The organism is Pseudoduganella sp. R-32 (assembly GCF_049913245.1).
In the GTDB taxonomy this organism is placed as follows: Bacteria; Pseudomonadota; Gammaproteobacteria; order Burkholderiales; family Burkholderiaceae_D; genus Rugamonas.
The window spans coordinates 4,952,571-4,978,058 of record NZ_CP183987.1 but is presented as its reverse complement, the minus strand read 5'-3'; the positions used below and the strand labels follow the sequence as shown (position 1 = coordinate 4,978,058).

Genomic DNA, 25,488 nt, shown 5'->3' with positions numbered 1-25,488 from the left:
CAAAAGAAGAAAGGGTCGCCCCATGGAGACTCCAACAACATCCAGTACCCCGTCGAAACCTCGCGCCGGCAAGCGGGCGCGCTGGATCGGGGGAGTCGCCGCCCTGGCCGGGATGCTGGCCCTGGGCGGCCTGGCCTGGTACCTGACCCACCGCGGCCCGGCCGATGCCGGGCCGGGTGGTCCGGGTACCTCAGCCGCTGCCGCCGGACAGGGGGGGCGCGGCGCTGGTGCGGGCGGCGCTGGCGGCGGCCGGGGCGGACGCAGCGGCCGCGGTCCGGCTGCCACGGTGGGCGTGGCGACTGCCGAAAAGGCCGACCTGCCGGTCACGCTCGATGCGCTGGGCACGGTCACCGCAGCCGCTACGACGACGGTGCGGCCGCAGGTCTCCGGCATCCTGCAAAAGGTCTTGTTCAAGGAAGGCCAGATGGTGAAGGCGGGCCAGGTGCTGGCCCAGATCGATGCGCGTCCCTTCGAGCTGCAACTGATGCAGGCGACCGGCCAGCGCGAACGCGACGAAGCGCAGCTGGAAAACGCCCGCCTGACCCTTGAACGCTACCGCACCTTGCTGTCGCAGGACTCCATTGCGCGGCAGGACGTCGATACGCAGGCGGCGCTGGTCAAGCAGCTCCAGGGCACGGTCACCACCGACCGCGCGAATGAGGGCACGGCGCGCCTGAACCTTGGCTATACGAAGGTGCTTGCGCCGATCAGCGGGCGGGTCGGCTTGCGGGTGGTCGATATCGGCAACCTGGTAGGTTCTGGCGATGCCGGGGGCATCGCGGTGATTACGCGATTGGCGCCGATCGACGTGGAGTTTGCGGTGCCGCAGGACCGGGTCTCCGAGCTGGGGCAGCGCGCCGGCGATCGCGCCGGCGATCGCATGGTGGCGCTGGCGTACGACCGCACGCGCAGCACAGTGCTGGAGAAAGGCGAGTTTTACGCGCTGGACAACCAGGTCGACACCCAGACCGGTACGGTAATGGCCAAGGCGCGCTTTGCCAACGCCGGTTCCTCGCTGTTCCCCAGCCAGTTCGTGAACGTGCGGCTGGAGCTGCGCACAATCAAGGACGCCGTCGTGGTGCCGGTGACGGCATTGCGGCACGGTGCTTCGGGCGATTACGTATACGTGCTGCAGGATGGCCAGACGGCGTCGCTGCGGCCGGTCAGGCGCGGGATTGCCACCGTGGACAAGGTGCAGATCGAGAGCGGCCTGGCAGCGGGCGAGCAGGTGATTACCGAAGGCGCGGACCGCATCAAGGATGGGGCGCGCGTGACGCTGCCAACGCAGCGACCAGGCGCCGACGGCGAGCACGCGGGCCGCTCGCGCGGCGAAGGCAGGCCGGCGGGCGAGGGCGGCGGCAAGTGGCGGCGTCATCGCGACGATGCCGGGGCGGGCGGCGACGCATCGGGAGCGGGAGGCGATGGCCGCCGGACGCGTGACGGTGCGTCAGGCGGGGCGCGGGGCGAGGGCCGGGCAGCGGACGGCGTGACGCGATGAGCCCCTCGGCGCCATTTATCCAGCGGCCGGTGGCGACGGCGCTGTTCATGCTGGCCATCGTGCTGGCAGGACTGCTTGGCTACCGCTTCCTGCCGCTGTCGGCGCTGCCGCAGGTCGACTTCCCGACCATCCAGGTACGCACCCTGTATCCCGGCGCCAGCCCGGAAGTGATGGGCCGCACGGTGACGGCGCCGCTGGAGCGGCAGTTCGGCCAGATGTCCGGCCTGCAGCGCATGAGTTCCACCAGCGCCGCCGGCGTTTCCATCATCACGCTGCAGTTCAGCCTGGGGCAGACCCTGGACGTGGCCGAGCAGGAAGTGCAGGCCGCCATCAATGCCGGCGGCTCGCTGCTGCCGACCGACTTGCCGGCGCCGCCCGTGTACGCCAAGGTCAACCCGGCCGACGCGCCAGTGCTGACCCTGGCCATCACGTCGAAAACCATGCCGCTGACGGAAGTGCAGAACATCGTCAACACGCGGCTGGCGCTGAAAATCAGCCAGGTCAACGGCGTCGGCCTGGTCACGCTGAGCGGCGGCCAGCGGCCTGCCGTGCGCATCCAGGCCGACACCCAGGCGCTGGCGAGCTACGGACTGGGCCTCGATACGCTGCGCACCGCCATCACGGCGGCCAATGCCAACAGCGCCAAAGGCAGCTTCGACGGTCCCACGCGCGCTTTCACCATCAATGCCAACGACCAGTTGCTGGCGGCCGACGACTACCGCCAGTTGATTGTCTCCTACCGCAACGGCGCGCCGGTCCGGCTGCAGGACGTGGCCCGCGTAGTGGATAGTGCGGAAAACGTCAAGCTCGGCGCCTGGGCCGGCCTGACGCCCGCCATCATTCTCGACGTGCAGCGCCAGCCGGGCGCCAACGTCATCGCCACCGTGGACGCCATCAAGGAGCGCCTGCCGGAACTGCAGGCCAGCCTGCCCGGCGCCATCGAGGTGACGGTGCTGAGCGACCGCACCCACGGCATCCGCGCATCGGTGCTGCACGTGGAGCTGGAATTGCTGCTGGCCGTGGTGCTGGTGGTGCTGGTGATCTTCGCCTTCCTGCGCAGCCCGCGCGCCACGGTGATTGCCAGCCTGGCGGTGCCGATCTCGCTGGTCGGCACCTTTGGCATCATGTACCTGCTCGGCTACAGCCTGAATAACCTCAGCCTGATGGCGCTCACCATCGCCACCGGCTTCGTGGTGGACGACGCCATCGTCATGATCGAGAACATCGCGCGCCACATCGAAGAAGGCGAGACCCCGATGAATGCCGCCCTTAAAGGCGCGCAGCAGATCGGCTTCACCATCATCTCCCTGACGGTGTCGCTGATCGCGGTGCTGATCCCGCTGCTGTTCATGGGCGACGTCGTGGGCCGCCTGTTCCGCGAGTTCGCGGTCACGCTGGCCATCACCATCCTGATCTCCGCCGTGGTGTCGCTGACGCTGGTGCCGATGATGTCGGGCCGCTGGCTGGCCGAACACAAGGAGCATGAGGAGACCCTGTTCGACCGCCTGGTCAAGCGCTATGACGGCAGCCTGCAATGGGTGCTGGAGCGCCAGGGCCTGACCCTGCTGGTGGCGCTGGGCACGCTGCTGCTGACGGTGCTGCTCTACCTGTGGATTCCAAAAGGCCTGTTCCCGACCCAGGATACCGGCCAGTTGCAAGCCCGCATCGAGGCCGCGCAGACCGTGTCCTATGAACGCATGGCGCAACTGCAGCAGCAAGCCGCCCGCGCACTGCTGGACGACCCGGCCGTGGCCTCGCTTAGTTCGGTGGTCGGCGTCGATGCTGGCAACAACACCATGCTGCATACCGGCAGCATGCTGGTCAACCTGAAACCGGACCGCGACAAGCTGCAGGTCGTGATGGAGCGCCTGCGCCAGCGCGTGGCGCAGGTGGCGGGCGTCAAGCTTTACCTGCAGCCCACGCAAGACCTGACCATCGATGCTGAAAGCGGGCCGACCCAGTATCGTGTCTCGCTGGAAGGCGCCGACAACGCCACCGTGTCCGAGTGGGCTGCCAGACTGGCCGAACGCATGGCAGCCAAGGAGCGCCTGCGCAATGTGGTGTCCGACGTGGGAGCTACCGGCGCTGGTGCGTACGTCAGCATCGACCGTGACACGGCATCGCGGCTGTCGATCACCGCTGCCGCCGTCGATGATGCCTTGTACAGCGCCTTCGGCCAGCGCATCGTGTCCACCATCTTCACCGAGACCAACCAGTACCGGGTGATCCTGGAGGCCGGCCAGGACCGCATGGACACGCCGGAAGCACTTGGCAACCTGCAACTGCGCACCGGCAGCGGCAAGCCGACCCCATTGTCGGCCATTGCCAGTGTGCAGGAGCGCCCGGCGCCGCTGCAGGTCACGCACGTGGCGCAATACCCGGCCACCACCATCGGCTTCGATGCCGCGCCGGGCGTCGCGCTGGGGCAGGCGGTGGACGCCATTCGCGATGCGGCGAAAGAAGTCGGCCTGCCGCAGTCGGTCAGCCTGACTTTCCTCGGCGCGGCCGGCGCCTACCAGGCTTCGCTGAGCAACCAGCTCTGGCTGATCCTGGCGGCCGTGGTGTGCGTCTACATCGTGCTGGGCGTGCTGTACGAAAGCTATATCCACCCGCTGACCATCCTGTCCACGCTGCCCTCGGCCGGCGTCGGCGCGCTGCTGGCGCTGATGCTGACGGGGCAGGAGCTGGGCGTGATCGGCATCATCGGGATCATCCTGCTGATCGGCATTGTGAAAAAGAACGCCATCATGATGATCGACTTCGCCATCGAGGCGGAACGCGAGCAGGGCATGGCGCCGCGCGACGCGATCCACCAGGCCGCACTGCTGCGCTTGCGGCCGATCCTGATGACCACCATGGCGGCGCTGTTTGCGGCCATCCCGCTGATGTTGGGCTGGGGCGAAGGCGCTGAGCTGCGCCGGCCGCTCGGCCTGTCGATCTTCGGCGGCCTGATTGTCAGCCAGTTGCTGACGCTGTACACCACGCCGGTGATCTACCTGGCCTTTGACCGGCTTGCGCAGCGCCGCCGAAAAGGTAGAGAAGCATGAACCTGTCCGAGCCCTTTGTCCGCCGTCCGATTGCCACGGTGCTGCTGACGATCGGGCTGGCTCTGGCCGGCATTGCGGCCTTCTTCGTGCTGCCGGTATCGCCTTTGCCGCAGGTGGACTATCCATCGATCTCGGTCAGCGCCAGCTTGCCGGGCGCCAGCCCGGACACCATGGCAAGCAGCGTGGCGACGCCGCTGGAGCGGCGCCTGGCCGTGATCGCGGGCGTCAACGAGGTCACTTCTTCATCCGGCAGCGGTTCGACCCGCGTCAACCTGCAGTTTGAGCTGAACCGCAAGATCGATGCCGCGGCGCGCGAAGTGCAGGCCGCCATCAATGCCTCGCGCGCCGACCTGCCGGCGACGCTGCGCAGCAATCCGACCTACCGCAAGGCCAATCCATCCGATGCGCCGGTCATCATCCTGGCGCTGACATCGGCGACGCGCAGCCCGGGGCAAGTGTATGAGTCGGTGTCGAACATCGTGCAGCAGAAGCTGGCGCAGGTGAAGGGCGTCGGCGACGTGGAGATCGGCGGCGGTTCGCTGCCGGCGGTACGCGTCGAGTTGCTGCCGTTTGCGCTGAACCGCTATGGCGTATCGTCCGAGGACGTGCGGGCTGCGATCCAGGCCACGAACGCCAACCGGCCCAAAGGCGCGATCGAGGTCGAAGGGCGGCGCCTGCAAATCTATTCGGCAGCTTCAACAGCCAGCGGCGGGCGCAGCGCGGCCGATTACCGCGACCTGGTGGTAGCCTGGCGCGACGGCGCCGCGATCCGGCTCGACGACGTGGCCGAGGTCACCGACGGCGCCGAGAACCGCAATACGCTGGGCCTGTTCAACGGCGATCCCGCAGTCATCGTGCTGGTGACGCGCCAGCCTGGCGCCAACGTGATCGAGACGGTGGATGCGGTGCGCGCGCTGCTGCCGCAGCTGCAGGCGCAATTGCCGCAGGACGTGAAACTGCAGGTCGCTTCGGACAGCACCAACTCGATCCGTTCGTCGCTGCACGAGATCGAATTCACCTTGCTGATCTCGATCGTGCTGGTGGTGCTGGTGGTCAGTGCCTTCCTGCGCAGCGCGCGGGCGACCGTGATCCCGGCGATCGCCACGGTGGTGTCGTTGCTGGGCACCTTCGGCGTGATGTACCTGCTGGGCTTCAGCCTGAATAACCTTAGCCTGATGGCGCTGACCGTAGCCACCGGCTTCGTGGTCGATGACGCCATCGTGGTGCTGGAGAACACGGCGCGCCACATGGAGCAGGGCATGGAGCGCTTCGCCGCCGCGCTGCAGGGGGCCAGGGAAGTCGGCTTCACCGTGCTGTCGATCAGCGTGTCGCTGGTGGCGGTATTCATTCCGCTGCTGTTCATGGGTGGACAGGTGGGGCGGCTGTTCCGCGAATTTGCCGTCACCCTGTCGGCGGCGGTGATGATTTCCCTTGTGATCTCGCTGACCACTACGCCGATGCTGTGCGCCTGGCTGCTGCGGCCGGGCGCCGGGCAGAAGCCGCCGGGGCGCGTGTCGCGCTGGTTCGAGCGCGGTTTCGGCGTCATCTTGCGCACGTATGAAAAATCACTGGACTGGGCGTTGGACAGTGCCTGGCTGGTGATGCTGGTGCTGGTGTTCGTGGTGGGGCTGAACGTGTACCTGTATGCGTCGGCGCCGAAGGGATTTTTCCCGCAGCAGGATACGGGACAGATCAACGGGGGCATCCGGGCCGACCAGAGCATCTCGTTCCAGGCCATGCAGGGCAAGCTGCGGCAGCTGGTGAATATCATCCGCGACGATCCGGCGGTGGCCACGGTGGTCGGCTTTACCGGCGGCTCGCGGGCGGGCGGCGGTTTCATGTTCGTCAGCCTGAAGCCGGTGGCCGAGCGCGACGTGACCGGGCAGCAGGTGATTGCGCGCTTGCGGCCCAAGCTGGCGCGCGTGACCGGCGTGTCGCTGTTCCTGAATACGGTGCAGGACTTGCGCATGGGCGGGCGGCAGAGCAATTCCACCTACCAGTACACGCTGAAGAGCGATAACCGGGCCGACTTGAAACGTTGGGCATCGCGGCTGGCGGACGAGATGAAACGGCAGAAAGCACTGGTGGACGTCGATACCGACCAGGCGGACAACGGAGTGGAAACGTTCGTCGCGGCCGACAAGGACATGGTGGCGCGCATGGGGCTGACGATGCGCGATGTCGACAACGCGCTGTATAACGCCTTCGGCCAGCGCCAGGTGGCCACCATCTACGATGAGCTGAACCAGTACAAGGTGGTGATGGAGGTGGCGCCGCAATACGCGCGCAGTCCCGAGGCCCTGGCCGATGTCTATGTGGCGCGGCGCGCGGCGGCGACTGCGCAGGAGCTGGGCAGTGCGGCGAATGGCGCAGGCGCATCGGCGAGCGGCGCTGGCTCGGCCGCCGGCGCCAGCGCCAGCACGGCTGGCAGCGTGGTGGGGGCAGGGATGCGCGACCCGTCCGGCGGCTCGGCCCTGAGCGCGCAGGCGGAAGCAATGGTGCCGCTGGCGGCGCTGGCGACCTTCGCCGAGCGCTCGACGCCGGCCTCGGTCAACCACCAGGATGGCGAGTTGGCCACGACGGTCTCCTTCAACCTGGCCGATGGCGCCAGCCTGGGCGAGGCGCAGCAAGCGGTGAAAGACGCGGAAAACGCCATCGGCATGCCCAACAATGTGCGCGGCAGCTTCCAGGGCACGGCGCGCACGGCGCAGGAAACCAACCAGCAGCAGCCGCTATTGATCGCCGCCGCGCTGGTGGTGATCTATATCGTCCTCGGCATGCTGTACGAAAGCCTGGTGCACCCGATCACGGTGCTGTCGACGTTGCCGTCAGCTGGCGTGGGGGCAGTGCTGGCGCTGCTGATGTTCCGCATGGAGTTCTCGCTGATTGCCCTGATCGGCGTCTTCCTCCTGATCGGCATCGTGAAGAAGAACGCCATCCTGATCATCGACTTCGCGCTGGAGGCGGAGCGCACGCGCGGCCTCGATCCGCGCAGCGCCGTGCGGGAAGCCTGCCTGCTGCGCTTCCGCCCGATCCTGATGACGACCATGGCAGCGGCGCTGGGCGCGCTGCCGCTGGCAATTGGTTTCGGCGAAGGCTCCGAGCTGCGCCAGCCGCTGGGCATTGCCATCATCGGCGGCCTGGTCGCCAGCCAGTTGCTCACCTTGTTGACCACGCCCGTGGTCTACCTTTTGCTCGACAAGATGCGCCTGCGTGGCGCGAAGGCCACATCATGAAAAAAATTCTTGGCGCGTGCACGCTCATACTGGCCGGTTGCGCCACCGGCCCGGCCTACCACACGCCCAGCGCGCCGCTGTCGGCCGAATTCAAGGAAGCACAGGGCTGGCAGCCGGCCGCGCCGGCGGATTTGCTGGAAAAAGGGCCATGGTGGGAGCTGTTTGGCGACGCTGCGCTCAACGCGCTGGCCGGGCTGGTGGAAGTGAACAACCAGAACGTGGCGGCGGCAGGGGCGCGCTACGCTCAGGCGCGCGCCGCCGTGGCCGAGCAACGCGCGGCGCTGTTCCCGGTGGTGACGCTGGACGCCAGCGCCAACCGCAATGGCGGCGGCGGGGACACGCGTACCGGCAACCAGTACCGCGTCAACATCGGCGCCAGCTGGGAGCCGGACGTATGGGGCAGGCTGCGCGCCGGCGTCAGCGGCGCCCAGGCCAGCGCCCAGGCCAGCGAAGCTGACCTGGCGGCCGCGCGCCTGGCGGCACAGGGCGAGCTGGCCGTCAACTACATCGGCCTGCGTCTGGCGGATGCCCAACTGGCGCTGCTGGGCGAAACAGTGGAGGGCTACCAGCGCGTGCTGCAGATCACCCAGAACCGGGTCAACGCCGGCGTGGCGCCCAGTTCGGACCTGCTGCAGGCACAGACCCAGCTGGCCAACGCCAGCGCCGACCGCCTGGCCGTACAGCGCCAGCGCGCCCAGCTCGAACACGCGATCGCCATCCTGCTTGGCAAGGCGCCGGCCGACTTCACGCTGGCGCCGGCGCCCTGGACGCTGCAGGTACCGCTGGTCCCGGCCGGCCTGCCGTCCACGCTGCTGGAGCGGCGGCCCGACATCGCCGCCGCCGAACGCCGGGTCGCGGCGGCCAACGCGCAGATCGGCATCGCCCGCAGCGCCTATTTCCCGAGCCTGAGCCTGGGCGGCAGCTACGGCGTGGCGGGCAGCCAGCTGGGCGGCTTGTTCAGCGCCTCCAACACCCTGTGGTCGCTCGGCCTGTCGGCGGCGCAGGCGGTGTTCAATGCCGGCGCCATCGGCGCCCGCGTCGACCAGGCCAACGCCGCCCGCGACGTGGCGGTGGCGGCTTATCGCCAATCCGTCCTGAACGCGCTGGCCGACGTGGAAGACCAGTTGGCGGCCAGCCGTGTGTTGGCGCAACAACAGTCCTTGCGCGAGACGTCGGCCGCCGCGGCCAGCCAGGTCGAGCAGCAGATGCTGAATCGCTACCGCGCCGGCCAGGTCGGCTACACGGAAGTGGTCACGGCCCAGGTCACGGCACTCAATGCACGGCGCGCCCTGTTACAGGCGCAGGCCGACCGGCAGTCAACCGCAGTGGCCCTGGTGCAGGCGCTGGGAGGCGGCTGGCACGCCCGGTAAACCTCGCTGCCGGGTGTAACTGGCGGTTTGCCATTTCCTTGCCGCACTGGCATCATGGTGGAATGACTAACCCCTTGGTTTCATCCGATCCGGACTCCAGCGAAACGCTACGGCACCGACAGGCGGTGCAGATCGTCGGCATGGGCGCTTCTGCCGGCGGACTGGATGCGATTTCCGAGTTCCTTGCCTCCATGCCCACGCGTACCGGCATGGCGTTCATCGTCCTGCAGCACCAGGATCCGTCGCGCCGCGGCCTGTTGCCGGAGCTGCTGCGCCGTATCACCAGCATGGAAGTATGCGAGATCGCCGAATCGATCGAAGTCCGGCCAGACCATGTCTATGTGGCCCCGCCCAACCACGAGCTGGCCTTTTCCAGCGAAAAGCTGATGCCGGTGGAAACGGCCGAAGCCCACGCGCGCTACCCGATCGATTCCTTCTTCCGTGCACTGGCTGCCGAAAAAGGGCAGGCCGCCGCCGGCGTGGTGTTCTCCGGCATGGGTACCGACGGCACGGCCGGCTTGCGCGCGATCCAGGAAGCCGGCGGGGTGACGCTGGCGCAGGAGCCCAATTCCGCCAAGTTCGACTCGATGCCGCGCAGCGCCATTACCGCCGGCGTGGCCGATTTTGTCGCGCCGCCCGGCGCCATGCCGATGTGGCTGTGCCAGGTGCGCTCGGTGCCGCACGGCGGCGCCCACGGTGCGGCGCGTGCGCGGCGCCAGGCCTTGCGCGAGCTGATGTCGCTATTGCAGCGGCATACGGGCAACAACTTCACCGAGTACAAGATGAGCACCGTGCTGCGCCGCATCGAGCGCCGCATGAAGCTGCACCAGCTTGACGCCCGGCAACTACAACGAGTTGTTTACCCCGGTTCCGGGCTGCGGACGCATTTACCGCCGGCTCGATGCCAGCACGCAGCGCGTGGCGAATTACTTTCCCACCAAGATAGCAAAGACCGCGCAACCAAGTTCCATCGAAGTTACGACCATGACCATGAATGGCAATATCCAGACACAAGTAGAACACCTGCTGCACAAAACGCATACGCCGGCGGCAGTCATGATCAATAGCGATGGCAACATCCTTTACATCCACGGCCGTACCGGCACTTACCTGGAGCCTGCTTCCGGCCGCGCCAACTGGAATATCCACGCCATGGCGCGTGACGGCCTGCGCTACGAGCTGGCGGACCTGATCGAACGCGCCAACCGCAGCGAAAGCACGGAATCGGTGCGCGAGCTGTTGTTCAAGGATGGCGTGTCCTCGCTGCTGGTCGACATGACGGCCGAAGTGGTGCGCGAAGACGGCCAGTCCGGCCACAACCTGCTGGTGACTTTCAATGCAGCGCCGATGCCGGCCCGCAGGAGCGGCAGCCGCGGCGCCGATCCGCGCCCGCAGGAGCTGGAGCAGCAACTGACCATGGCGCGCCTGGAATTGCAGGCCGTGCGCGAGGAACTGCAGTCGACCAACGAGGAGCTACAGTCGACCAACGAGGAACTCACCACCTCGAAGGAAGAAATGCAGTCGCTGAACGAGGAGCTGTACCCCGTCAACGCCGAATTGCAGTCCAAGGTGGACGACCTGTCGCTGGTCAACAGCGACATGAAGAACCTGTTGCACAGTACCGATATCGCCGTGATCTTCCTGGACAGCCAGATGAATATCCGGCGCTACACCAACCAGGCCACCCAGCTGTACAAGCTGATCGCCACCGACCTGAATCGCCCGCTGAGCGACATCGCCAACGACCTGGTCTACCCTGACATGGGAGACGATGCGGCCGAAGTGCTGCGCTCCCTGGTGTTCTGCGAGCGCCAGATCCCGACCCGCGACGGACGCTGGTTCATGGTGCGCATCATGCCGTACCGTACAGTGAACAACGTGATCGACGGATTGGTGCTAACCTTCGTCAACGTCACCGAACTGAAACTGCTGGAAGCGCGTTTAACGCCTGAAGGAGGTAGCACCAAATGAGCCGCACCGACGCCCTGCGCCAATGGCATGAGCTGCAAGTCAGCCAGCTGGAACTGGAAGTCCAGAGTGCCGCCCTGGCGGAGCTCGAGCGTCAGAAACGCGAGGTGGAGCAGGGCCTGCTGCGCTACGCTGGCTTGTTCGACCAAGCGCCAGTCTGTTACCTGGCGCTGGCGCGCGACGGCATGATCGCCGGCGCCAACCGCGCGGCCGAAGTGCTGTTTGCCATGCCGCTGCAGGACTTGCCTGGACAGCCGGTGGAACGCTTCCTGGCGCCGCACTACCAGCCCGGCTTGCGCCAGCTGCTGGCCGGCTTGCGCGCCGACGGCGCCAGTGCGTCCATGGAGGCGCAACTGTTTGAAGGCATTGGCGGTGGGCAGGTACGCATCGAGGCCAACCTCGATGGCGCGGGCGAGGCGATCCGCATGGTGATCGGCCTGGCGCGTTCGCGCGAACAGAACGATGCGGCCCTGCGCCGCGCCTTTGCGGTGCTGGACAATCTCGGCGAGGGGGTGGCGCTTGCCGATGCGGATGGCGTAATCGTGACCGTAAATCCTGCATTTTCCGCGATTAGCGGGCTCACCGATGAGGTCGCGATCGGCCGCGATCTGGCCACGCTGTGCGGCCCCGACGCCGTGCTGACAGCTTTTGACGGCCGCCGGTGGCAAGGTGAACTGACGGGGCGTCGCCCGGACGGCGGCGACTACCATGCGACCCTGTCGCTGCGCGCCCTGGCCGGGCCGGATGGCGGCGTGGCCGGCGTGGTGGCGGTGCTGTCCGATATCAGCCGCCGCAAGCAGGCCGAATCGGCGCTGCAGGACCTGCACCGCAACCTGGAAACCCGGGTGGTGCAGCGCACCGCCGAACTGCTGCATGCCAACGGCCAGTTGCGCCAGTTGTCGGCCCATATGGCGGCGGTCAAGGAAGAAGAACGCAAGCGCATCGCGCGCGAAATCCACGATGAATTGGGACAGAACCTGCTGGCGCTGAAGCTGGACATCGCGCAGCTGAATGAACGCATGGGCGGGCGCCAGACGCGCTTTGCGCGTCGGGTCGCCTCGGCGCTGGACAATGTCGACGCGACCCTGCGCAGCGTGCGCGGCATCATGAATGAGTTGCGTCCTTCGGTGCTGGACCTGGGGCTGGCGGCGGCGCTCGAATGGCTGGTCAACGATTTTCGCCATCGCAGCAACCTGCATTACGAACTGGAGCTGCCCGGAGAGGCGCAACTGGCGGCCATTGGCGGCGAAACCGGCCTGGTGCTGTTCCGCATCGTACAGGAATCGCTGGTCAACGTGCTGCGTCACTCGCGCGCCAGCGTGGCCACCGTGCGCCTCTGGGTAGAAGAGGGCGTGGTGCTGCTGGAAGTGGAAGACAATGGCATCGGCATCGCGCCGTCCTGCCGCGAGCGGCCCGGGTCCTTTGGCCTGATCGGCATGCAGGAGCGCGCCGACGCCCTGCATGGCAGCTTTACCCTGAATGAATACGAAGCCGGCGCGGGATGCTGCGTGACGGTTCGCCTCCCTTTGTAAGCAAAAAGTCAATAGCCCTGCACGCCGGGAACGCATATACTGCCGGTGCTTTTATACGTTCAGGGGACTGATTTGACTAAAAAACTCGCACTTTCGGCAGCATTGCTAGCAGCATTCGCTCCCGCCATGGCCGACGAAGGCCAATGGCAGCCGCACCAACTGCCACAACTGAAGGCGGAACTGAAACGCATCGGCATCACCATCCCGGCCGAACGCCTGGCCGACCTGTCCAGGCATCCGATGAGCGCCATCGTGTCGCTGGACGGCTGCTCCGCGTCGTTCGTATCCCCTGACGGCCTGGTGGTCACCAACCACCACTGCGCTTACGGCGCCATCCAGCGCAATTCAACCGCTGAAAAGAACTATATCGCCAATGGCTTCCTGGCCAAGACCCGCGCCGAAGAGCTGCCGGGCGGCCCGACCACTCGCGTCTACGTGACCGACAAGGTGGACAACGTGACCGCGCGCGTCAACGATGGCCTGGACAAGCTGGCCGGCAAGGATCGCAACGCCGAAGTAAAAAAGCGCATCAAGGCGCTGATCGCCGAGTGCGAGACCGACAAGAACTACCGCTGCTCCGTGCCGGCCTTCCACCGCGGCGCCGAGTACTACCGCATCCGCCAGATGATGATCAAGGACGTGCGCCTGGTCTACGCGCCGCCTGAATCCATCGGCAACTACGGCGGCGACATCGACAATTACGAATGGCCGCGCCACACCGGCGATTACTCCTTCCTGCGCGCTTACGTGGGCAAGGACGGCAAGCCGGCCGACCCGTCGCCGGACAACGTGCCTTACAAATCGAAGGACTTCCTGGTGGTGTCCGCCGAAGGCCTGAAGAACGGCGATCCTATCCTGCTGGCCGGCTATCCAGGCCGCACCAGCCGCTACAAGCTGCCGGTCGAGATCCGCTATGCGCGCGACCTGAGCTACCCGGCCATGGTGGCCGACTACCAGGCCGACCTGGACGCCATCGCAGCCGCCACCAAGGGCAAGGAAAACGACGTGGTGCGCTATGCCAGCGTGGTCAAGTCGATCAACAATCGCATGAAGAAGACCCAGGGCCTGCTGGACGGCTTCGCCCGCAAGGACATCGCTGCCATCAAGGACAAGCAGGACGCCGAATTCCGCGCCTGGTACGGCAAGCAGCCGAAATCTTCGCAGGCCATGCTGGCCGAACTGGATGCCGCCATCGCCGCAGACATGGAACTGAGCGACGACGAATTCGCCTACGGCGTGGCGACCTACAGCGACCTGCTGAAATCCGCGCGCACCCTGTATCGCCTGGCGCTGGAAAAGCAGAAGCCGGACGCCGACCGCGAATCGGGCTTCCAGGAACGCGACCTGGCCAACATCAAGGCGCGCCTGAGCCGCCTGGAGCAGTCGCTGGTGGCATCGGTCGACCAGGCCCGCTACGTGGCCGGCCTGCAGCGCTACGCCAAGCTGCCGCCCAAGGCGCATCCGCAGTGGCTAGATAACCTGACCCCGGCCATCGCCGACGTGCCTGCCATGTACCAGAAGTCAGGCCTGGCCGATACCGCAACCCGCCTGGCCTGGATGGACAAGGCGCCGGCCGAATTCGAGCAGTCCGCCGACCCCTTCATCAAGCTGGCCGTGCGCATGCACGGCGCGGCCATGGTGCTGGAAGAGCGCCGCAAGGAAGTCGACGGCAACCTGGAGAAGATCATCCCGCAGTACATGGGCGCGGTGATCGCGTGGAAGAAATCGCAGGGCAAGCCAGTCTACCCTGACGCCAACTCCACCTTGCGCGTGACCTATGGCACCGTGTCGGCCTACCCAGGGCGCGACGGCATTACCAAGGGGCCGTTCACCACGGTGGAAGGCATCCTTGAGAAGCACACCGGCAAGGAGCCGTTCGACGCGCCGCAGGCGCTGATCGATGCGGTCAAGGCCAAGCGCTATGGCCAGTTCAAGGACCCGGTACTGGGTACCGTACCGGTCGACTTCCTGTCCTCGGCTGACACGACCGGCGGCAACTCCGGGTCTGCCGTCATGAACAAGCGCGGCGAACTGATTGGCCTGAACTTCGACTCCACTTACGAGTCCATCACCAAGGACTGGTATTTCGACCGCGACATCACGCGCGCCATCCACCTGGATGTGCGCTACATGCTGTGGGTCATGAAGGAGGTTGACCATGCGGACAACCTGCTGAATGAAATGACGATCAAGTATCCGCAGAAGTAAGCAAAAAAAGGGGCTCGTAATGAGCCCCTTTTCGATTTGGAGTAAAACTCTTAAACGCTCTTAGGCGCTCTTATTTCCTCTTGTTCGACCTTGTTTGCTCTTAAATTGAGGCGTTTTCTTGCGCAGGCTCATTGCCTGTTTCCATTCCCCTTCATTCGGAAAACGAATCCATATCGTTGCCCACGCGTTGCGAAATGCACCGCCGACTCGATTGACAAACTGAGCTGGCGAAACGCATTTGCCCTCAAAGAGCAATTCACGTCCTTCGACATGTGCGAGATAGCTTGTGCGCTTGTAGACGTTTCGTAGTGTTGTCCCGTCGGGAAGGAATACGTTCTTCCATTGATAACCATCCAGGGTCGATGCGGCGCGCCTGGACTGCGCCGTCACGAATCCTTCCATCCAGGTGTTGATCGCCTCGTCGACGATCTCGAACATTTCCTGTTTCAGGCCATGCGTGTACATAAAATTTCCGAGGCCTTGGTATGTCTCAAGTGAGGCTGGCAAGCTGAAGAGCACTTGGGTCATGGCATCCTCCTTCTTTCAAAAAAGCATGCAGACTTTGACCAATTTAAGAGAAAAAAAGTTCAAATAAGAGGTTCTAAGTGTGGATAAGAGCGAATAAGAGTTTCCCTCTAAATCGCGACCCCCATACTACTGCTGCCTGAAGGTGATTCTAAAATTGCAACTTCTTGGTTTGGCTAGGACTCCTGCTCATGGCATAATCCCGCGTCACCCAAACGCAAACCCATGAACGAAACCATTTCCCTGTTCGGCCTTGCCACCACCACGCCACTGGAGCTGGTGTCGTTCGTGCTGTCCGTGCTGACCGTGTGGCTGAACATCCGCCAGAACCACTGGGCCTGGTTGTTTGCCATCCTGTCATCCGCCATGTACGGCGCGGTGTTCTTCGGCGCCAAGCTGTATGGCGACATGGCGCTGCAGGGCGTGTTCATCACGGTTTCGATCTGGGGCTGGTACCAATGGCTGCACGGGAACCACGGGAATCAGCTGGGGGTGTCGACCCTGCACACGCGCGGCCGAGTAGTGTGCGGCGTGGCCTGGCTGGTGGGCTTTGGAATCCTGGCCTGGTTCCTGCGCCGCTTTACCGACACCGACGTGCCGAATGCAGATGCCTTCCTGACCGCCGGCAGCCTGGTCGGCCAAGCCCTCCTGTCGCGCAAGAAGATCGAAAACTGGCACGTCTGGATCATTGTCGACGTGCTGTACGTCGCGTTGTACGTGCATAAAGGCCTGATGCTGACGGCCCTCCTGTACGGCATGTTCGTCGCCATGGCGATTGCCGGCCTGCTGGCTTGGCAGGGCAGCAGTAGCGACCAACCGGAAGAAGCAGTCGTCTGGAAATGAAGCAGCCATACCGCGTCGCCATCATCGGCGCTGCATCCTCCGGCAAGACCACCCTGGCGCAAGCGCTGGCAGAGCGCTACGGCGCGGTCTGGGTGCCCGAATACCTGCGCGAATTCTGCGACGCGCGCCAATGCGTTCCCGTATCGACCGACCAGTTCCACATTGCCACCACCCAGGTGGCGCGGGAAGATGCCTTGGCTGCACAGGACGGCCGCTTCCTCTTTTGCGACACCACGCCGCTGATGACGGCGGTCTACAGCATCCATTACTTCGGCGGCATCGACGAGCAGCTCGCAAGTCTCGCATCGTCGCGCCAATACGACATAACCCTTGTCTGCAAACCCGAATTTGCCTGGATACCTGACGGACTTCATCATGAGGAGCAGGATGTCAGCGGTATTATTGATGCGATCCTGCTTGATGAATTGGCCCGGCGCGGCGTACCGTACACGCGCATCTCGGGCGACCTCGATGAACGCCTGAAGCAAGTAGCTCAACTCCTGGGGGATTGAAGCATGAAAAAACTGCTCGCGTTGGCCGCCATGTTCCCCTTGGCGGCGTTTGGCGAGACCGGTTATTACATGGTCACCGTTTACGACGTAGAAGGCCAGGCTTCAATCGACTACAAATACTGGAACGCCCACTACAAGAATTCGCGCAACACCGCCAGCCCGGAGATCGGCATCGGCTATGGCGTAACGTCGCGCTGGTACACCGAACTCACCACGCAATGGTTTCAACGCAACGGGCGGCAAACCCGCAACACCGGCGTCGAATGGCAAAACGACTTCCTGCTGACCCAGGGCCAGTACGACGTCGATGTCGCGTTGCACACGCTGGTGGAGCGTGCCCGGCGGAGCGATAACGGCTACTACGTGGAATTCGGACCAGTCCTGCAAACGCAGATCTGGCGCACCCAGTTGAACTTCAACGTGTTCTTCCAGCGTGAGATGGACAACGGGAAGCAGAACGAAACCGAACTGGCCTACCAGTGGCAGGTGAAACAACGCTGGAAGCGCTGGTTCTCTCCCGGCCTGCAAGGTTTTGGCGAAGTAGGAAAGTGGAACAACTGGCTGCCGTCGAAAAAACAATCGCACCGCGCCGGCCCGGCATTCTTCGGCGAAGCGGGCCGCCTCAAATACGAAGCGGCCTACCTGTTTGGCAAAAACTCAGGACGCGCAGCCAATTCCTTCTCGATGCGTGCGCAGTACCTGTTCTGAACTGCGCCCATCGCAGATTGCCGCCAGGGGGCACTCATCCTTTTCGGAACGCGCTATGGAGTTCCTGCGCCGAAAGTGAAGGGGGCGGGCGCGCCCCGTTCGCCGACAACGTGAGCGGCGACTTTTATGTGGAGGCGGGTTGCTGCACTGCGTGTGGAAAGCCTTTTACCGTGGACCCTGATATATTCTCGTACGCGTCCGATGGGCATTGTTATGTGAGCAAGCAGCCATCGAACGCCAATGAGCTTCGGAGAATGATCGAGACCTTTGAGGTGCAGGGCGTTAGGCTTGTTGCATTAGGTAAGGGCGATCGATGCGATGGTCTTGATCGAGGCCTGAAGCTGTTTGAATGAAGAGGTAAGGGCAGACCGATGGGGCCACGCAATTCAATCTTAGGACTTCCAGGCTTTGTCTCCGCCACATTTCGCGCTTCCCGAATGGTTGGCAGTAGTCGGCCTTTCAAAACAAATTGGACCCTAGCATGAGCGTATCAGAAAGCCGCCGTATTGAGGCAATTCATCACTTGAATCTCCCACTTACCGTAAAGGATTTCCTTGGCGCGCTCGACGCCCCTGCGGGCATGCGAGACCTGTTTAATTGCCCCTACTACTTCTATTCGCAAGGAGCCCCAGATTACCCAGGAAATTGGGAGGACTTGGCACACAGAACGCTTTTGCCGTTATGGGAGCACGGGGAGCTGGTTTTCGCAGTTGATATTGCACTGAATGAACCTGAGTACATCTCGTTTTATTTGGAGCGTCCAAGCGAAGTCACCTCGTACGGTTCGTCCATTTATCGTGCACTCTTCGAAATGATAAATCTTCACGTCTGGGAGTACGGTGGGGAGGAAACTGAAGTTCTCGAGGCCAAACACTTCGCTGCGCGCCTTGAGTTCCCGAACCTCGCGCACCTCCTTGAGATGATCAGCAATGTCGACACTTCGCAAGAAGAAATCGATGCATATCTGTCCGACTCCGCAGTTCTTCCGTTAGGTTAAGCGGAGCGCGAGCCGCCTTGGGCCCGGCTCCGCATTGCAAATTTAGAAGTCCACCTGCGCCGACAGCTGGAAGGTGCGCGGCGAACCTGGGAACAGATAGCCGCCCAGTTCCGGCGTCACATCACGCCAGTAGAACTTGTCGAACGCGTTCTTCACCTGCGCGCGCAGGATCACCGTCGAACCGCTCACGCGGGTAGCGTAAGAGCCGCCCAGGTCGACCACGTGGTAGGAAGGCACCATGGTCTTGTTCTCCTGGTCGAATGCCTTACGGCCAGAGAACCTCCAGTTTGCATTCAGCTTCAGGCCAGGCACTTCGGCCACAGCGTAATCAGCCCACACAGTGGACTTGAAGTTCGGCACGTTGGTCACGCGCTTGCCATCGAGTTCGGCCAGGCCGGTGCCTTCCTGCTTCGCGCGGATGGCCGCCATCGAAGCACCCAGCAGCAGGTCACGAGTCACCTTGCCTTGCGCAGTAAATTCCAGGCCGCGATGACGTTCCTGGCCGCTGCGCACGAATGCGTTGGAAACCGGGTCGGTAAACTCCAGGCCCTGATCGATCTGATACAGCGCGGTCGACAGGGAGATGCCGTTGATTTCAGCCTTCGCGCCCAGTTCCACCTGCTTGGACTTGCCCGGCGCCAGGGCGTGCGGATAGTTGGAAGTGCCGAGTGGGGCTACGCCACCGTACTGCAGGCCTTGGGCGTAGTTCGCATAGTAGGACAGCTTGGCGGTCGGGCTGAATACCAGCGACACATTCGGCAGCCAGAAATTCTCGCGAACCGGGACCACGTCAACCTCATTGCGGCGCAGGGAAGCGTAACGCACGCCGGCATGCAGCGCCAGCTGATCGGTCAGGCCGATGACATCCTGCACAAAGGCGGAACGCTCATGATCATTGCGGCGCTCGGAAACCGGGCCAACCTGCTTGTCGGTCATTGGCACTGCAACTGGGTGATAGATATTGCTGACGCCTGCTTTCTCGTATACGTAATCGCCCCAGCTCTCGTGGTTGCTGAAGAAGGACAGGCCGGCAGTCAGTTCATGGCGAATCGAACCGGTCGCGGAGCGGCCATTCAACAGCGCCTTGGCAGACAGCGGCTTCTTCTTTTCACCAAGGCTGCGGTAATCGTAAACATCGTAGTCGCCATTGGTGCAATAGCCTGGCCACAACAACTCGTTCTCACAGCCGTATGGGAAGGCCGTGTAGTCGTCGCGCTTGAAGCGGTGCTGGTTGGCGCTCAGGGTGGCTTTCCACTCAGGCGACAGCTGGTACTGGAAGTTGACGCCGATATTGCTGGATTCAGTCTCCACCGGCTTGGCCCAAGCCTGGTCATTCAGGAACGTGTCAGCATCGACCACCGGCAGATTGGTACCGCCGATCAGTTGGAAGCCTGGCGCCGACTTCTGCGACTTCTTCTGGTAATCGGCATCGATTTGCAGCAACGCCTGAGGGCTGATGCGGAAATCGAAAGCGCCGGATACGAAGCTGCGATGGCCGTCCGCGCCCTTGATGATGGAGCGCATGCGTTCACCCGCAGCATTGAAACGGTAGCCGAAGCGGCTATCTTCGAACCGGCCGCCCAGGTCCACCGTGCCCAGCACGGAGCCACGCTCGCTCACTTTGAACTGCACGGAACGCAGGTTGTTCTCGGTTGGACGCTTGGTCACGTAGTTCACTACGCCGCCTGGCGCCGCGACGCCTTGCTGAAGGCCGGCCAGCCCGCGCAGCACTTCGATGCTTTCCTTGTTCTCCAGCGGGATCTGGGTATCGCCGGAAATCGGATGGCCATCCTTGCGGTAGGAGTTGGCGTTATTCAGCTTGAAGCCGCGAATCGAGAACTGCTCGGCATAGCCAACGGCGTTGTACGCGTCACCGATGCTCGCGTCGTACTTGACGGCGTCAGTGGTAGTGCCGATGTTCAGGTCTTGAATCTGTTCGCGAGTCAGTACGGTGACGGAAGCAGGCGTCTGCAGCAAGGGCTGGTCGCTGAAGCCGGCCACGGACGCGCGTTCGGCGGCCACACGGTTGGCGGTAATGACCACTTCGGTCATTTTCTGGTCCTGCGCCTGGACGGAAGGGGCGAAGGCGGAAGCAATGGCCAGTGCGGCCAGTGTGAGGCGAGTGCTATTCATGTTTGTGCTCAAGCTGTACGTTATGCGCCAGCGGGAGAGCACGAGGGTGAGAGCAGGCTCCGGGGCTGCGAGCCTTCAACCATCTACGCTTTCCTTCGCTGGCATTATCCAGATCAGGTTCGGAGGGTATTTCTCACCCCGCGCACATGCGCGAGGACCCCTAGCGAGGCGGTATTGTACTACAGGCTCAGTTGCAGCGCCTTGCGCACGTCGGCAGGCGTGATATCGCGGCGTTCGCCCAGGCCCGTCAGGCCGGCAGCTTCCATGGCAGCGACGGTGGCGTCGATCGCTTCGGCGCCCAGGCCGTAGCCGGACAAGCGGGTCGGCACGCCCATCTGCTCGAAGAAGGCACGCGTGTTGCCGATGGCTGCATCGATGCGTTCATCTTCGGTCCCTTTGCCGGCATGCAGCCCCCACACACGCTCGGCATACTGCAGCAGCTTGCCGCGCTTGGCTTCGCGGCGAATCTGCAGGATGCCCGGCAGGACAATCGCCAGCGTCTGCGCATGGTCCAGTCCAAACAGCGCGGTCAGTTCGTGGCCGATGCCGTGGGTTGCCCAGTCCTGCGGCACGCCGACTCCGATCAGGCCATTCAGCGCCATGGTGGCGGTCCACATGATGTTGGCGCGTACTTCCACGTCGTCCGGGCGCGCCAGCACTTGCGGGCCCAGTTCCAGCAGCGTTTGCAGCAAGCCTTCGGCAAAGCGGTCCTGTACCGGCGCATTGGCCGGGTAGGTCAGGTATTGTTCGGTGGTGTGGACGAAGGCATCGACGACGCCGTTGCCGACCTGGCGCAGTGGCAGGGTCAGGGTCTTGGCCGGGTCCAGCACCGAGAAGCGCGGATAAACATGCGGGCTCATGAAGGCGCGCTTTTCCTGCGTCTCGGCGCGGCTGATCACGCTGGCGCTATTCATTTCCGAGCCGGTAGCCGGCAGGGTCAGTACGGCGCCAAAGGGTAGGGCAGCCTTGATCACTTTGCCGCCGATTTTCAGGATGTCCCAGGCATCGCCGTCATATGCCGCCGCCGCGGCAACAAATTTTGTGCCGTCGACAACAGAACCGCCGCCTACAGCCAGCAGGAAATCGATGTTTTCGCGATGGATCAGTTCCACCGCCTTCATCAGCGTTTCGTAGCGCGGGTTCGGCTCGATGCCGGAGAACTCGAGCACGGTGTGACCTGCCAGGGCCGTGCGCACTTCGTCGTACGTGCCATTCGACTTGATGCTGCCGCCACCGTAGAGCATCAATACGCGTGCATTGGAAGGAATATGTTTTGCCAAGGAGGCAATTTGACCCACGCCGAAGATGACACGGGTTGGATTGTGGAATTCAAAGTTTTGCATAGTGCCGGGCATTATCGCGCAAATCTCGCCCATCCGTGCGACACCCCGCAGGACGCCTTGCTACACTTGAGAAATCCGCGCCGCAGGCTGACAATGCGTGTACCCGCATGCCTAAGGAGAGTGAGATGACACAGGAACACGTGGTCGAGCCGCGCGACTATTTGAATGCCCAGGTGCTGGACATGCACCGGGCGCTAACGTCGTTGAGTGAGAAGATCGAGATGCTGGACTTGCAAAACCAGCGCATCGAAACGTGCACCGACCCCGAGCTGAAGCTGGTCATGGCCAGCCACCGCGATTCCACGCGCAAGCAGATCGCCATGCTGCTGGAATGGGTGCGCCGGCGCGACCCGAAAATGGACAAGGAAATGAAGGAAGCGCTGTTCAAGGCGGGACCGATCGCCGCGCAGTACCACTATGGTGATTAAAGTCGGGGTCAGGTCTGGCAATCGGACACGGGCTCGACCGTAGGCGACGCCTACGGTCGAGCCCGTGTCCGATTGCCAGACCTGACCCCGACTTCGAGAAAGGAAGTCGATGAAGTTGCAGCCGTACCGGGAGGGCAGCTGGTTTGCCATCCCGCTTAGAAATGGCGGCTATGCCACCGGACTGGTGGCTCGCCTATCACCGCAAGGAAAGGTCATGCTGGCCTACCTGTTCGGGCCGACCCACTGGACGCTGCCGACCCTGGCGGACGTGCAGCAGCTGAAGGCGAACGATGCGCTGAAGGTGATCCGCACCGGCGACATCGCGTTGGCCAACGGGCGCTGGCCGGTGATCGGCAATACCATCGGCTTCCAGCGCATCGACTGGCCGGTGCCGATGTTCATCCGCCGCGCCGATGTCTTGAAGCGCGCCTGGCAGGCAACGTACGGCGACGATCCGGCCAAGCCGGAGCGCGAAGTGTCCGTGCCATACGACACGGAGGGGTTGGAGAGCGATTCGCTGTTTGGCTACGGCTCGGCGGAACTGCTCATGACCAAATTGCTGGAGTAGGGAGATCCCTATGTACACGGGCGGCTGTTTTTGCGGCGCAGTGCAGTATGAGGCAGACGCGCCGGTGTTGAATTGCACCTGGTGCCATTGTTCGATGTGCCGCCGCCTGTCCGGCGCGCCAAGCGTGGCCTGGTTCAGCGTACCGCGCACACAGTTTCGCTATGTGCGCGGCAAGCCCGCCATCTACCATTCCAGCCCCGGCGTGACGCGCGAATTCTGCGGCGTCTGCGGCACCCACCTCACCTTTGCCGATGACAGCACGCCCGGCGAACTGGACATCACCACCGCCAGCCTGGACGATCCCGAAGCACTGCCGCCGCAGGACCACACCTTTGCCGACAACCGCCTGCACTGGGAGCCGATCTGCGACGACCTGCCGCGCTACCGCCGCACGCGCCGCGATGGCGCTCTTGAACGCGCCTAGTCGCTGTCAGGCTTCCGGCGCCACCCACACCAGGTTCCACAGGTGGCCGTCAATGTCCTCGAAGCCCTGGTCGTACATGAAGCCATGGTCCTCCGGCGGGTGCGGCGTGCGGCCCCCGGCGGCAATGGCCTTGGCGATGAGGGTGTCGACTTCTTCCCGGCTTTCGCAGCTCAGGCAGATGACCATTTCATTGGCTTCCTTGGCCTGCGCGACGGGCTTGCCAATCAGGGACTTGAAGAAAGGTTCGGTCGTCAGCATGGCCTGGATTGTGTCGCCGACGACGTTCATGAATGCCGCGTTATCGCCGCTGAATCGTGCATTGAACGTAAAGCCGAGCGCGGAAAAGAAGGCCTTGGACTTTTCCAGGTCCTTCACTGGCAAATTGAGGATGACTTGTTTTTTCATGGCGTTTCCTTGATTGATCTGGAACGGTAATTCGGTGCTGCATCCTGACGACGGATGGCGGGGCACAGAATCGACACGCTGATGAAAAAACCTCTTTTCCTTGAATCAGGCCTCTGAACGCTCAACCACCACTTCACTGATCTGAAGCACGGGTCGAATATCAGTGTAATTCGCGATGTCGCTCCAGATCTCCTGCGCGTGCGGCGCGCGGGCTGCCTGGTAGGCTTCGACAGAGGTGCAGACGAAATCGCACTTGGCCACATAGACGGGGTCTGTGCCCGGAGCGCCGCCTGCAACGCCCTTGTCCACCGTGTAATACAGGCACGCTGCGCCGAGCCGCTGTTTCACCATTGGCATATGCTTCTCGCGGTAGTAGGCGTGATCGAATCGCGCATCTGCGGCATATGGGTACATGACACTAACTTTGATCATCGGGTTCTCTCCTGTTCAACCGCAGGCCGCGGCGCGCGTCAGCAATAGTTGGCGCTCCTGCTCATTTTGCGTAAGCTTCGCGGCGCGTTCGAATTCGAAACGTGCCTCAGGCAGGCGGTTCAGCTTGAACAGGAAGTCGCCCCGCACGCTTGGCAGCAGGTGGTACTGCTTGAGCGCCGGTTCGTCGACCAACTGGTCCACCAATTCCAGCCCCACCTCGGGCCCATAAGCCATGGCCAGCGCCACCGCGCGGTTCAATTCCACCACCGGCGAAGGAGCACGCGTCGCCAGCGCCAGGTACAGGTCGGCAATCTGCTGCCAGTCGGTGTCTTCGGCCCGGCGCGCGCGGGCGTGGCACGAGGCGATGGCGGCCTGCAGCACATATGGCCCCGGCACCCGGTTCAACGCTTGCGCGCGCTGCAGCGCCGCCAGCCCGCGCCGGATCAGCATCTGGTCCCAACGCGTGCGGTCCTGCTCCAGCAACAGCACCGGCTTGCCCTGCGCGTCTGTGCGCGCGCGCGACCGCGAAGACTGGATCTCCATCAGCGCCACCAGCCCGTGCACCTCCGGTTCGCCTGGCACCAGCTCGGCCAGGATGCGCCCCAGGCGCAGCGCCTCGTTGCACAGGGCGGGGCGCATCCAGTCGGCGCCCGCGCTGGCGGAATAACCCTCGTTGTAGACCAGGTAGATCACCTGCAGTACCGCGGCCAGGCGTTCTTCCAGCTCTGCGCCACGCGGCACTTCGAACGGCACCTTGGCATCGCCCAGGGTGCGCTTGGCACGCACGATGCGCTGCGCCACCGTCGATTCGGACGCCAGGAAGGCGCGTGCAATTTCGTCGGTCGTCAGGCCGCCCAGCAGGCGCAAGGTCAGCGCCACGCGCGCTTCCATGGTCAGCACCGGGTGGCAGGAAATGAAGATCAGGCGCAGCAGGTCGTCCCCGATATTGTCATCGAGCTCGCGCTCCAGGTCCGGCGCGGCGTCCTGCAGCAAGCCTTCGATTTCGTAGGTCAGCTCGGGCTCTTTCTCGTGCACCAGCTTCTGGTGGCGAAGGTAGTCGAGCGCCCTGTTCTTCGCCGCCTGCATCAGCCAGGCGGCTGGCCGGTCGGGCGTGCCGTTTTCCGGCCAGGTCTCAAGCGCGCTGACCAGCGCATCCTGCGCCATTTCTTCCGCCAGTGCGACGTCGCGCAGCATGCGTGTCAGGACCGCGATGATCTTCGCTTCTTCGATGCGCCAGACAGCGTCGATGGCGCGGTGGATGCTGTTGTCGTTCATCCAGCTACTTTACCATCACGGCAGTGATGGCGTGAT

At 63.8% G+C, this 25,488-nt stretch carries 21 protein-coding genes and 1 riboswitch; of the genes, 15 read left to right on the top strand and 6 right to left on the bottom strand.

From position 1 onward, the window contains the following. Positions 1 to 22: 22 nt before the first annotated feature. The 8 genes from ACN9MU_RS22575 (at position 23) to ACN9MU_RS22540 (ending at position 14,859) form a co-directional block, all read left to right on the top strand. Positions 23 to 1,498: an efflux RND transporter periplasmic adaptor subunit gene (locus ACN9MU_RS22575; RefSeq protein ID WP_426343489.1), complete on the top strand. Its 1,476-nt coding sequence runs from the start codon at positions 23 to 25 to the stop codon at positions 1,496 to 1,498. Continuing rightward, the gene (locus ACN9MU_RS22570) at positions 1,495 to 4,545 is read left to right on the top strand and encodes an efflux RND transporter permease subunit (protein ID WP_426343488.1); all 3,051 of its coding nucleotides are present in this window, start codon (positions 1,495 to 1,497) and stop codon (positions 4,543 to 4,545) included. The genes ACN9MU_RS22575 and ACN9MU_RS22570 overlap by 4 nt, the downstream gene beginning before the upstream one ends. Then, the gene (locus ACN9MU_RS22565; protein ID WP_426162686.1) at positions 4,542 to 7,781 is read left to right on the top strand and encodes an efflux RND transporter permease subunit; all 3,240 of its coding nucleotides are present in this window, start codon (positions 4,542 to 4,544) and stop codon (positions 7,779 to 7,781) included. Before ACN9MU_RS22570 ends, ACN9MU_RS22565 begins: the two co-directional genes overlap by 4 nt. Then, complete coding sequence (locus ACN9MU_RS22560; RefSeq protein ID WP_426318629.1) at positions 7,778 to 9,151, top strand: efflux transporter outer membrane subunit; 1,374 nt, start codon at positions 7,778 to 7,780, stop codon at positions 9,149 to 9,151. Before ACN9MU_RS22565 ends, ACN9MU_RS22560 begins: the two co-directional genes overlap by 4 nt. Positions 9,152 to 9,213: 62 nt before the next feature. Further along, the gene (locus ACN9MU_RS22555) at positions 9,214 to 10,218 is read left to right on the top strand and encodes a chemotaxis protein CheB (RefSeq protein ID WP_426318628.1); all 1,005 of its coding nucleotides are present in this window, start codon (positions 9,214 to 9,216) and stop codon (positions 10,216 to 10,218) included. Continuing rightward, positions 10,208 to 11,122: a PAS domain-containing protein gene (locus ACN9MU_RS22550; RefSeq protein WP_426343487.1), complete on the top strand. Its 915-nt coding sequence runs from the start codon at positions 10,208 to 10,210 to the stop codon at positions 11,120 to 11,122. The genes ACN9MU_RS22555 and ACN9MU_RS22550 overlap by 11 nt, the downstream gene beginning before the upstream one ends. Next, positions 11,119 to 12,651, top strand: coding sequence for a PAS domain-containing protein (locus ACN9MU_RS22545; RefSeq protein WP_426162681.1), 1,533 nt, complete (start codon positions 11,119 to 11,121; stop codon positions 12,649 to 12,651). Before ACN9MU_RS22550 ends, ACN9MU_RS22545 begins: the two co-directional genes overlap by 4 nt. 126 nt (positions 12,652 to 12,777) lie before the next feature. Then, positions 12,778 to 14,859 (top strand): S46 family peptidase, encoded by a 2,082-nt coding sequence (locus tag ACN9MU_RS22540; RefSeq protein ID WP_426344899.1) that lies wholly within the window; start codon positions 12,778 to 12,780, stop codon positions 14,857 to 14,859. A gap of 60 nt (positions 14,860 to 14,919) precedes the next feature. Here ACN9MU_RS22540 and ACN9MU_RS22535 read toward each other — a convergent pair whose 3' ends face one another. Continuing rightward, positions 14,920 to 15,387, bottom strand: coding sequence for a hypothetical protein (locus ACN9MU_RS22535; RefSeq protein ID WP_426343486.1), 468 nt, complete (start codon positions 15,385 to 15,387; stop codon positions 14,920 to 14,922). A 222-nt stretch (positions 15,388 to 15,609) separates the two neighbouring features. Here ACN9MU_RS22535 and pnuC point away from each other — a divergent pair, with 222 nt between their 5' ends. From pnuC to ACN9MU_RS22515, 4 genes are all read left to right on the top strand, one after another. Then, positions 15,610 to 16,227, top strand: coding sequence for a nicotinamide riboside transporter PnuC (gene pnuC / locus ACN9MU_RS22530; RefSeq protein ID WP_426162678.1), 618 nt, complete (start codon positions 15,610 to 15,612; stop codon positions 16,225 to 16,227). Continuing rightward, positions 16,224 to 16,739, top strand: a complete 516-nt coding sequence (locus tag ACN9MU_RS22525) for an AAA family ATPase (RefSeq protein WP_426343485.1) — start codon at positions 16,224 to 16,226, stop codon at positions 16,737 to 16,739. The genes pnuC and ACN9MU_RS22525 overlap by 4 nt, the downstream gene beginning before the upstream one ends. Positions 16,740 to 16,742: 3 nt before the next feature. Continuing rightward, entirely contained in the window at positions 16,743 to 17,447 is a 705-nt protein-coding gene (locus tag ACN9MU_RS22520) for a hypothetical protein (protein ID WP_426318623.1), read from the top strand. Positions 17,448 to 17,928: 481 nt separating this feature from the next. Next, positions 17,929 to 18,444 carry a hypothetical protein gene (locus ACN9MU_RS22515; RefSeq protein WP_426318622.1) on the top strand — a complete coding sequence of 172 codons (516 nt, stop codon included), beginning with the start codon at positions 17,929 to 17,931 and terminating at the stop codon, positions 18,442 to 18,444. A gap of 42 nt (positions 18,445 to 18,486) precedes the next feature. Here ACN9MU_RS22515 and ACN9MU_RS22510 read toward each other — a convergent pair whose 3' ends face one another. Both ACN9MU_RS22510 and ACN9MU_RS22505 read right to left on the bottom strand, forming a co-directional pair. Beyond that, positions 18,487 to 20,577, bottom strand: coding sequence for a TonB-dependent siderophore receptor (locus tag ACN9MU_RS22510; RefSeq protein WP_426343484.1), 2,091 nt, complete (start codon positions 20,575 to 20,577; stop codon positions 18,487 to 18,489). Positions 20,578 to 20,650: 73 nt separating this feature from the next. Further along, a riboswitch (TPP riboswitch) is annotated at positions 20,651 to 20,749 on the bottom strand. Between the two features lie 7 nt (positions 20,750 to 20,756). Further along, positions 20,757 to 21,920 (bottom strand): iron-containing alcohol dehydrogenase, encoded by a 1,164-nt coding sequence (locus ACN9MU_RS22505; protein WP_426343483.1) that lies wholly within the window; start codon positions 21,918 to 21,920, stop codon positions 20,757 to 20,759. Positions 21,921 to 22,045: 125 nt separating this feature from the next. Here ACN9MU_RS22505 and ACN9MU_RS22500 point away from each other — a divergent pair, with 125 nt between their 5' ends. From ACN9MU_RS22500 to ACN9MU_RS22490, 3 genes are all read left to right on the top strand, one after another. Further along, positions 22,046 to 22,348 carry a ferritin gene (locus ACN9MU_RS22500; RefSeq protein ID WP_426162672.1) on the top strand — a complete coding sequence of 101 codons (303 nt, stop codon included), beginning with the start codon at positions 22,046 to 22,048 and terminating at the stop codon, positions 22,346 to 22,348. A gap of 109 nt (positions 22,349 to 22,457) precedes the next feature. Then, on the top strand, positions 22,458 to 22,916 hold the full coding sequence (locus tag ACN9MU_RS22495) for an Imm26 family immunity protein (protein WP_426343482.1): 459 nt from the start codon (positions 22,458 to 22,460) through the stop codon (positions 22,914 to 22,916). Positions 22,917 to 22,926: 10 nt separating this feature from the next. Then, a complete protein-coding gene (locus tag ACN9MU_RS22490; protein WP_426343481.1) occupies positions 22,927 to 23,340 on the top strand; it encodes a GFA family protein in 414 nt (137 codons plus the stop codon). A 6-nt stretch (positions 23,341 to 23,346) separates the two neighbouring features. Here the strand turns inward: ACN9MU_RS22490 and ACN9MU_RS22485 are convergent, their stop codons facing one another. The 3 genes from ACN9MU_RS22485 to ACN9MU_RS22475 form a co-directional block, all read right to left on the bottom strand. Next, positions 23,347 to 23,745 (bottom strand): VOC family protein, encoded by a 399-nt coding sequence (locus tag ACN9MU_RS22485; protein ID WP_426162668.1) that lies wholly within the window; start codon positions 23,743 to 23,745, stop codon positions 23,347 to 23,349. Positions 23,746 to 23,850: 105 nt separating this feature from the next. Beyond that, positions 23,851 to 24,177, bottom strand: coding sequence for an EthD family reductase (locus ACN9MU_RS22480; RefSeq protein WP_426162667.1), 327 nt, complete (start codon positions 24,175 to 24,177; stop codon positions 23,851 to 23,853). A 15-nt stretch (positions 24,178 to 24,192) separates the two neighbouring features. Beyond that, entirely contained in the window at positions 24,193 to 25,452 is a 1,260-nt protein-coding gene (locus ACN9MU_RS22475; RefSeq protein WP_426162666.1) for an RNA polymerase sigma factor, read from the bottom strand. Positions 25,453 to 25,488: the final 36 nt, after the last annotated feature.

Excerpts from the sequence above, each read along its gene's own strand:
- ACN9MU_RS22560 (WP_426318629.1), top strand. The coding sequence starts at position 7,778 with ATGAAAAAAATTCTTGGCGCGTGCACGCTCATACTGGCCGGTTGCGCC.
- ACN9MU_RS22520 (WP_426318623.1), top strand. The coding sequence starts at position 16,743 with ATGAAAAAACTGCTCGCGTTGGCCGCCATGTTCCCCTTGGCGGCGTTT.
- ACN9MU_RS22525 (WP_426343485.1), top strand. The coding sequence starts at position 16,224 with ATGAAGCAGCCATACCGCGTCGCCATCATCGGCGCTGCATCCTCCGGC.
- ACN9MU_RS22555 (WP_426318628.1), top strand. The coding sequence starts at position 9,214 with ATGACTAACCCCTTGGTTTCATCCGATCCGGACTCCAGCGAAACGCTA.
- ACN9MU_RS22535 (WP_426343486.1), bottom strand. The coding sequence starts at position 15,387 with ATGACCCAAGTGCTCTTCAGCTTGCCAGCCTCACTTGAGACATACCAA.
- ACN9MU_RS22570 (WP_426343488.1), top strand. The coding sequence starts at position 1,495 with ATGAGCCCCTCGGCGCCATTTATCCAGCGGCCGGTGGCGACGGCGCTG.
- ACN9MU_RS22540 (WP_426344899.1), top strand. The coding sequence starts at position 12,778 with ATGGCCGACGAAGGCCAATGGCAGCCGCACCAACTGCCACAACTGAAG.
- pnuC (WP_426162678.1), top strand. The coding sequence starts at position 15,610 with ATGAACGAAACCATTTCCCTGTTCGGCCTTGCCACCACCACGCCACTG.
- ACN9MU_RS22490 (WP_426343481.1), top strand. The coding sequence starts at position 22,927 with ATGTACACGGGCGGCTGTTTTTGCGGCGCAGTGCAGTATGAGGCAGAC.
- ACN9MU_RS22515 (WP_426318622.1), top strand. The coding sequence starts at position 17,929 with ATGAGCGTATCAGAAAGCCGCCGTATTGAGGCAATTCATCACTTGAAT.
- ACN9MU_RS22475 (WP_426162666.1), bottom strand. The coding sequence starts at position 25,452 with ATGAACGACAACAGCATCCACCGCGCCATCGACGCTGTCTGGCGCATC.
- ACN9MU_RS22510 (WP_426343484.1), bottom strand. The coding sequence starts at position 20,577 with ATGAATAGCACTCGCCTCACACTGGCCGCACTGGCCATTGCTTCCGCC.
- ACN9MU_RS22485 (WP_426162668.1), bottom strand. The coding sequence starts at position 23,745 with ATGAAAAAACAAGTCATCCTCAATTTGCCAGTGAAGGACCTGGAAAAG.
- ACN9MU_RS22500 (WP_426162672.1), top strand. The coding sequence starts at position 22,046 with ATGACACAGGAACACGTGGTCGAGCCGCGCGACTATTTGAATGCCCAG.
- ACN9MU_RS22565 (WP_426162686.1), top strand. The coding sequence starts at position 4,542 with ATGAACCTGTCCGAGCCCTTTGTCCGCCGTCCGATTGCCACGGTGCTG.
- ACN9MU_RS22495 (WP_426343482.1), top strand. The coding sequence starts at position 22,458 with ATGAAGTTGCAGCCGTACCGGGAGGGCAGCTGGTTTGCCATCCCGCTT.
- ACN9MU_RS22545 (WP_426162681.1), top strand. The coding sequence starts at position 11,119 with ATGAGCCGCACCGACGCCCTGCGCCAATGGCATGAGCTGCAAGTCAGC.
- ACN9MU_RS22505 (WP_426343483.1), bottom strand. The coding sequence starts at position 21,920 with ATGCAAAACTTTGAATTCCACAATCCAACCCGTGTCATCTTCGGCGTG.
- ACN9MU_RS22575 (WP_426343489.1), top strand. The coding sequence starts at position 23 with ATGGAGACTCCAACAACATCCAGTACCCCGTCGAAACCTCGCGCCGGC.
- ACN9MU_RS22550 (WP_426343487.1), top strand. The coding sequence starts at position 10,208 with ATGATCAATAGCGATGGCAACATCCTTTACATCCACGGCCGTACCGGC.
- ACN9MU_RS22480 (WP_426162667.1), bottom strand. The coding sequence starts at position 24,177 with ATGATCAAAGTTAGTGTCATGTACCCATATGCCGCAGATGCGCGATTC.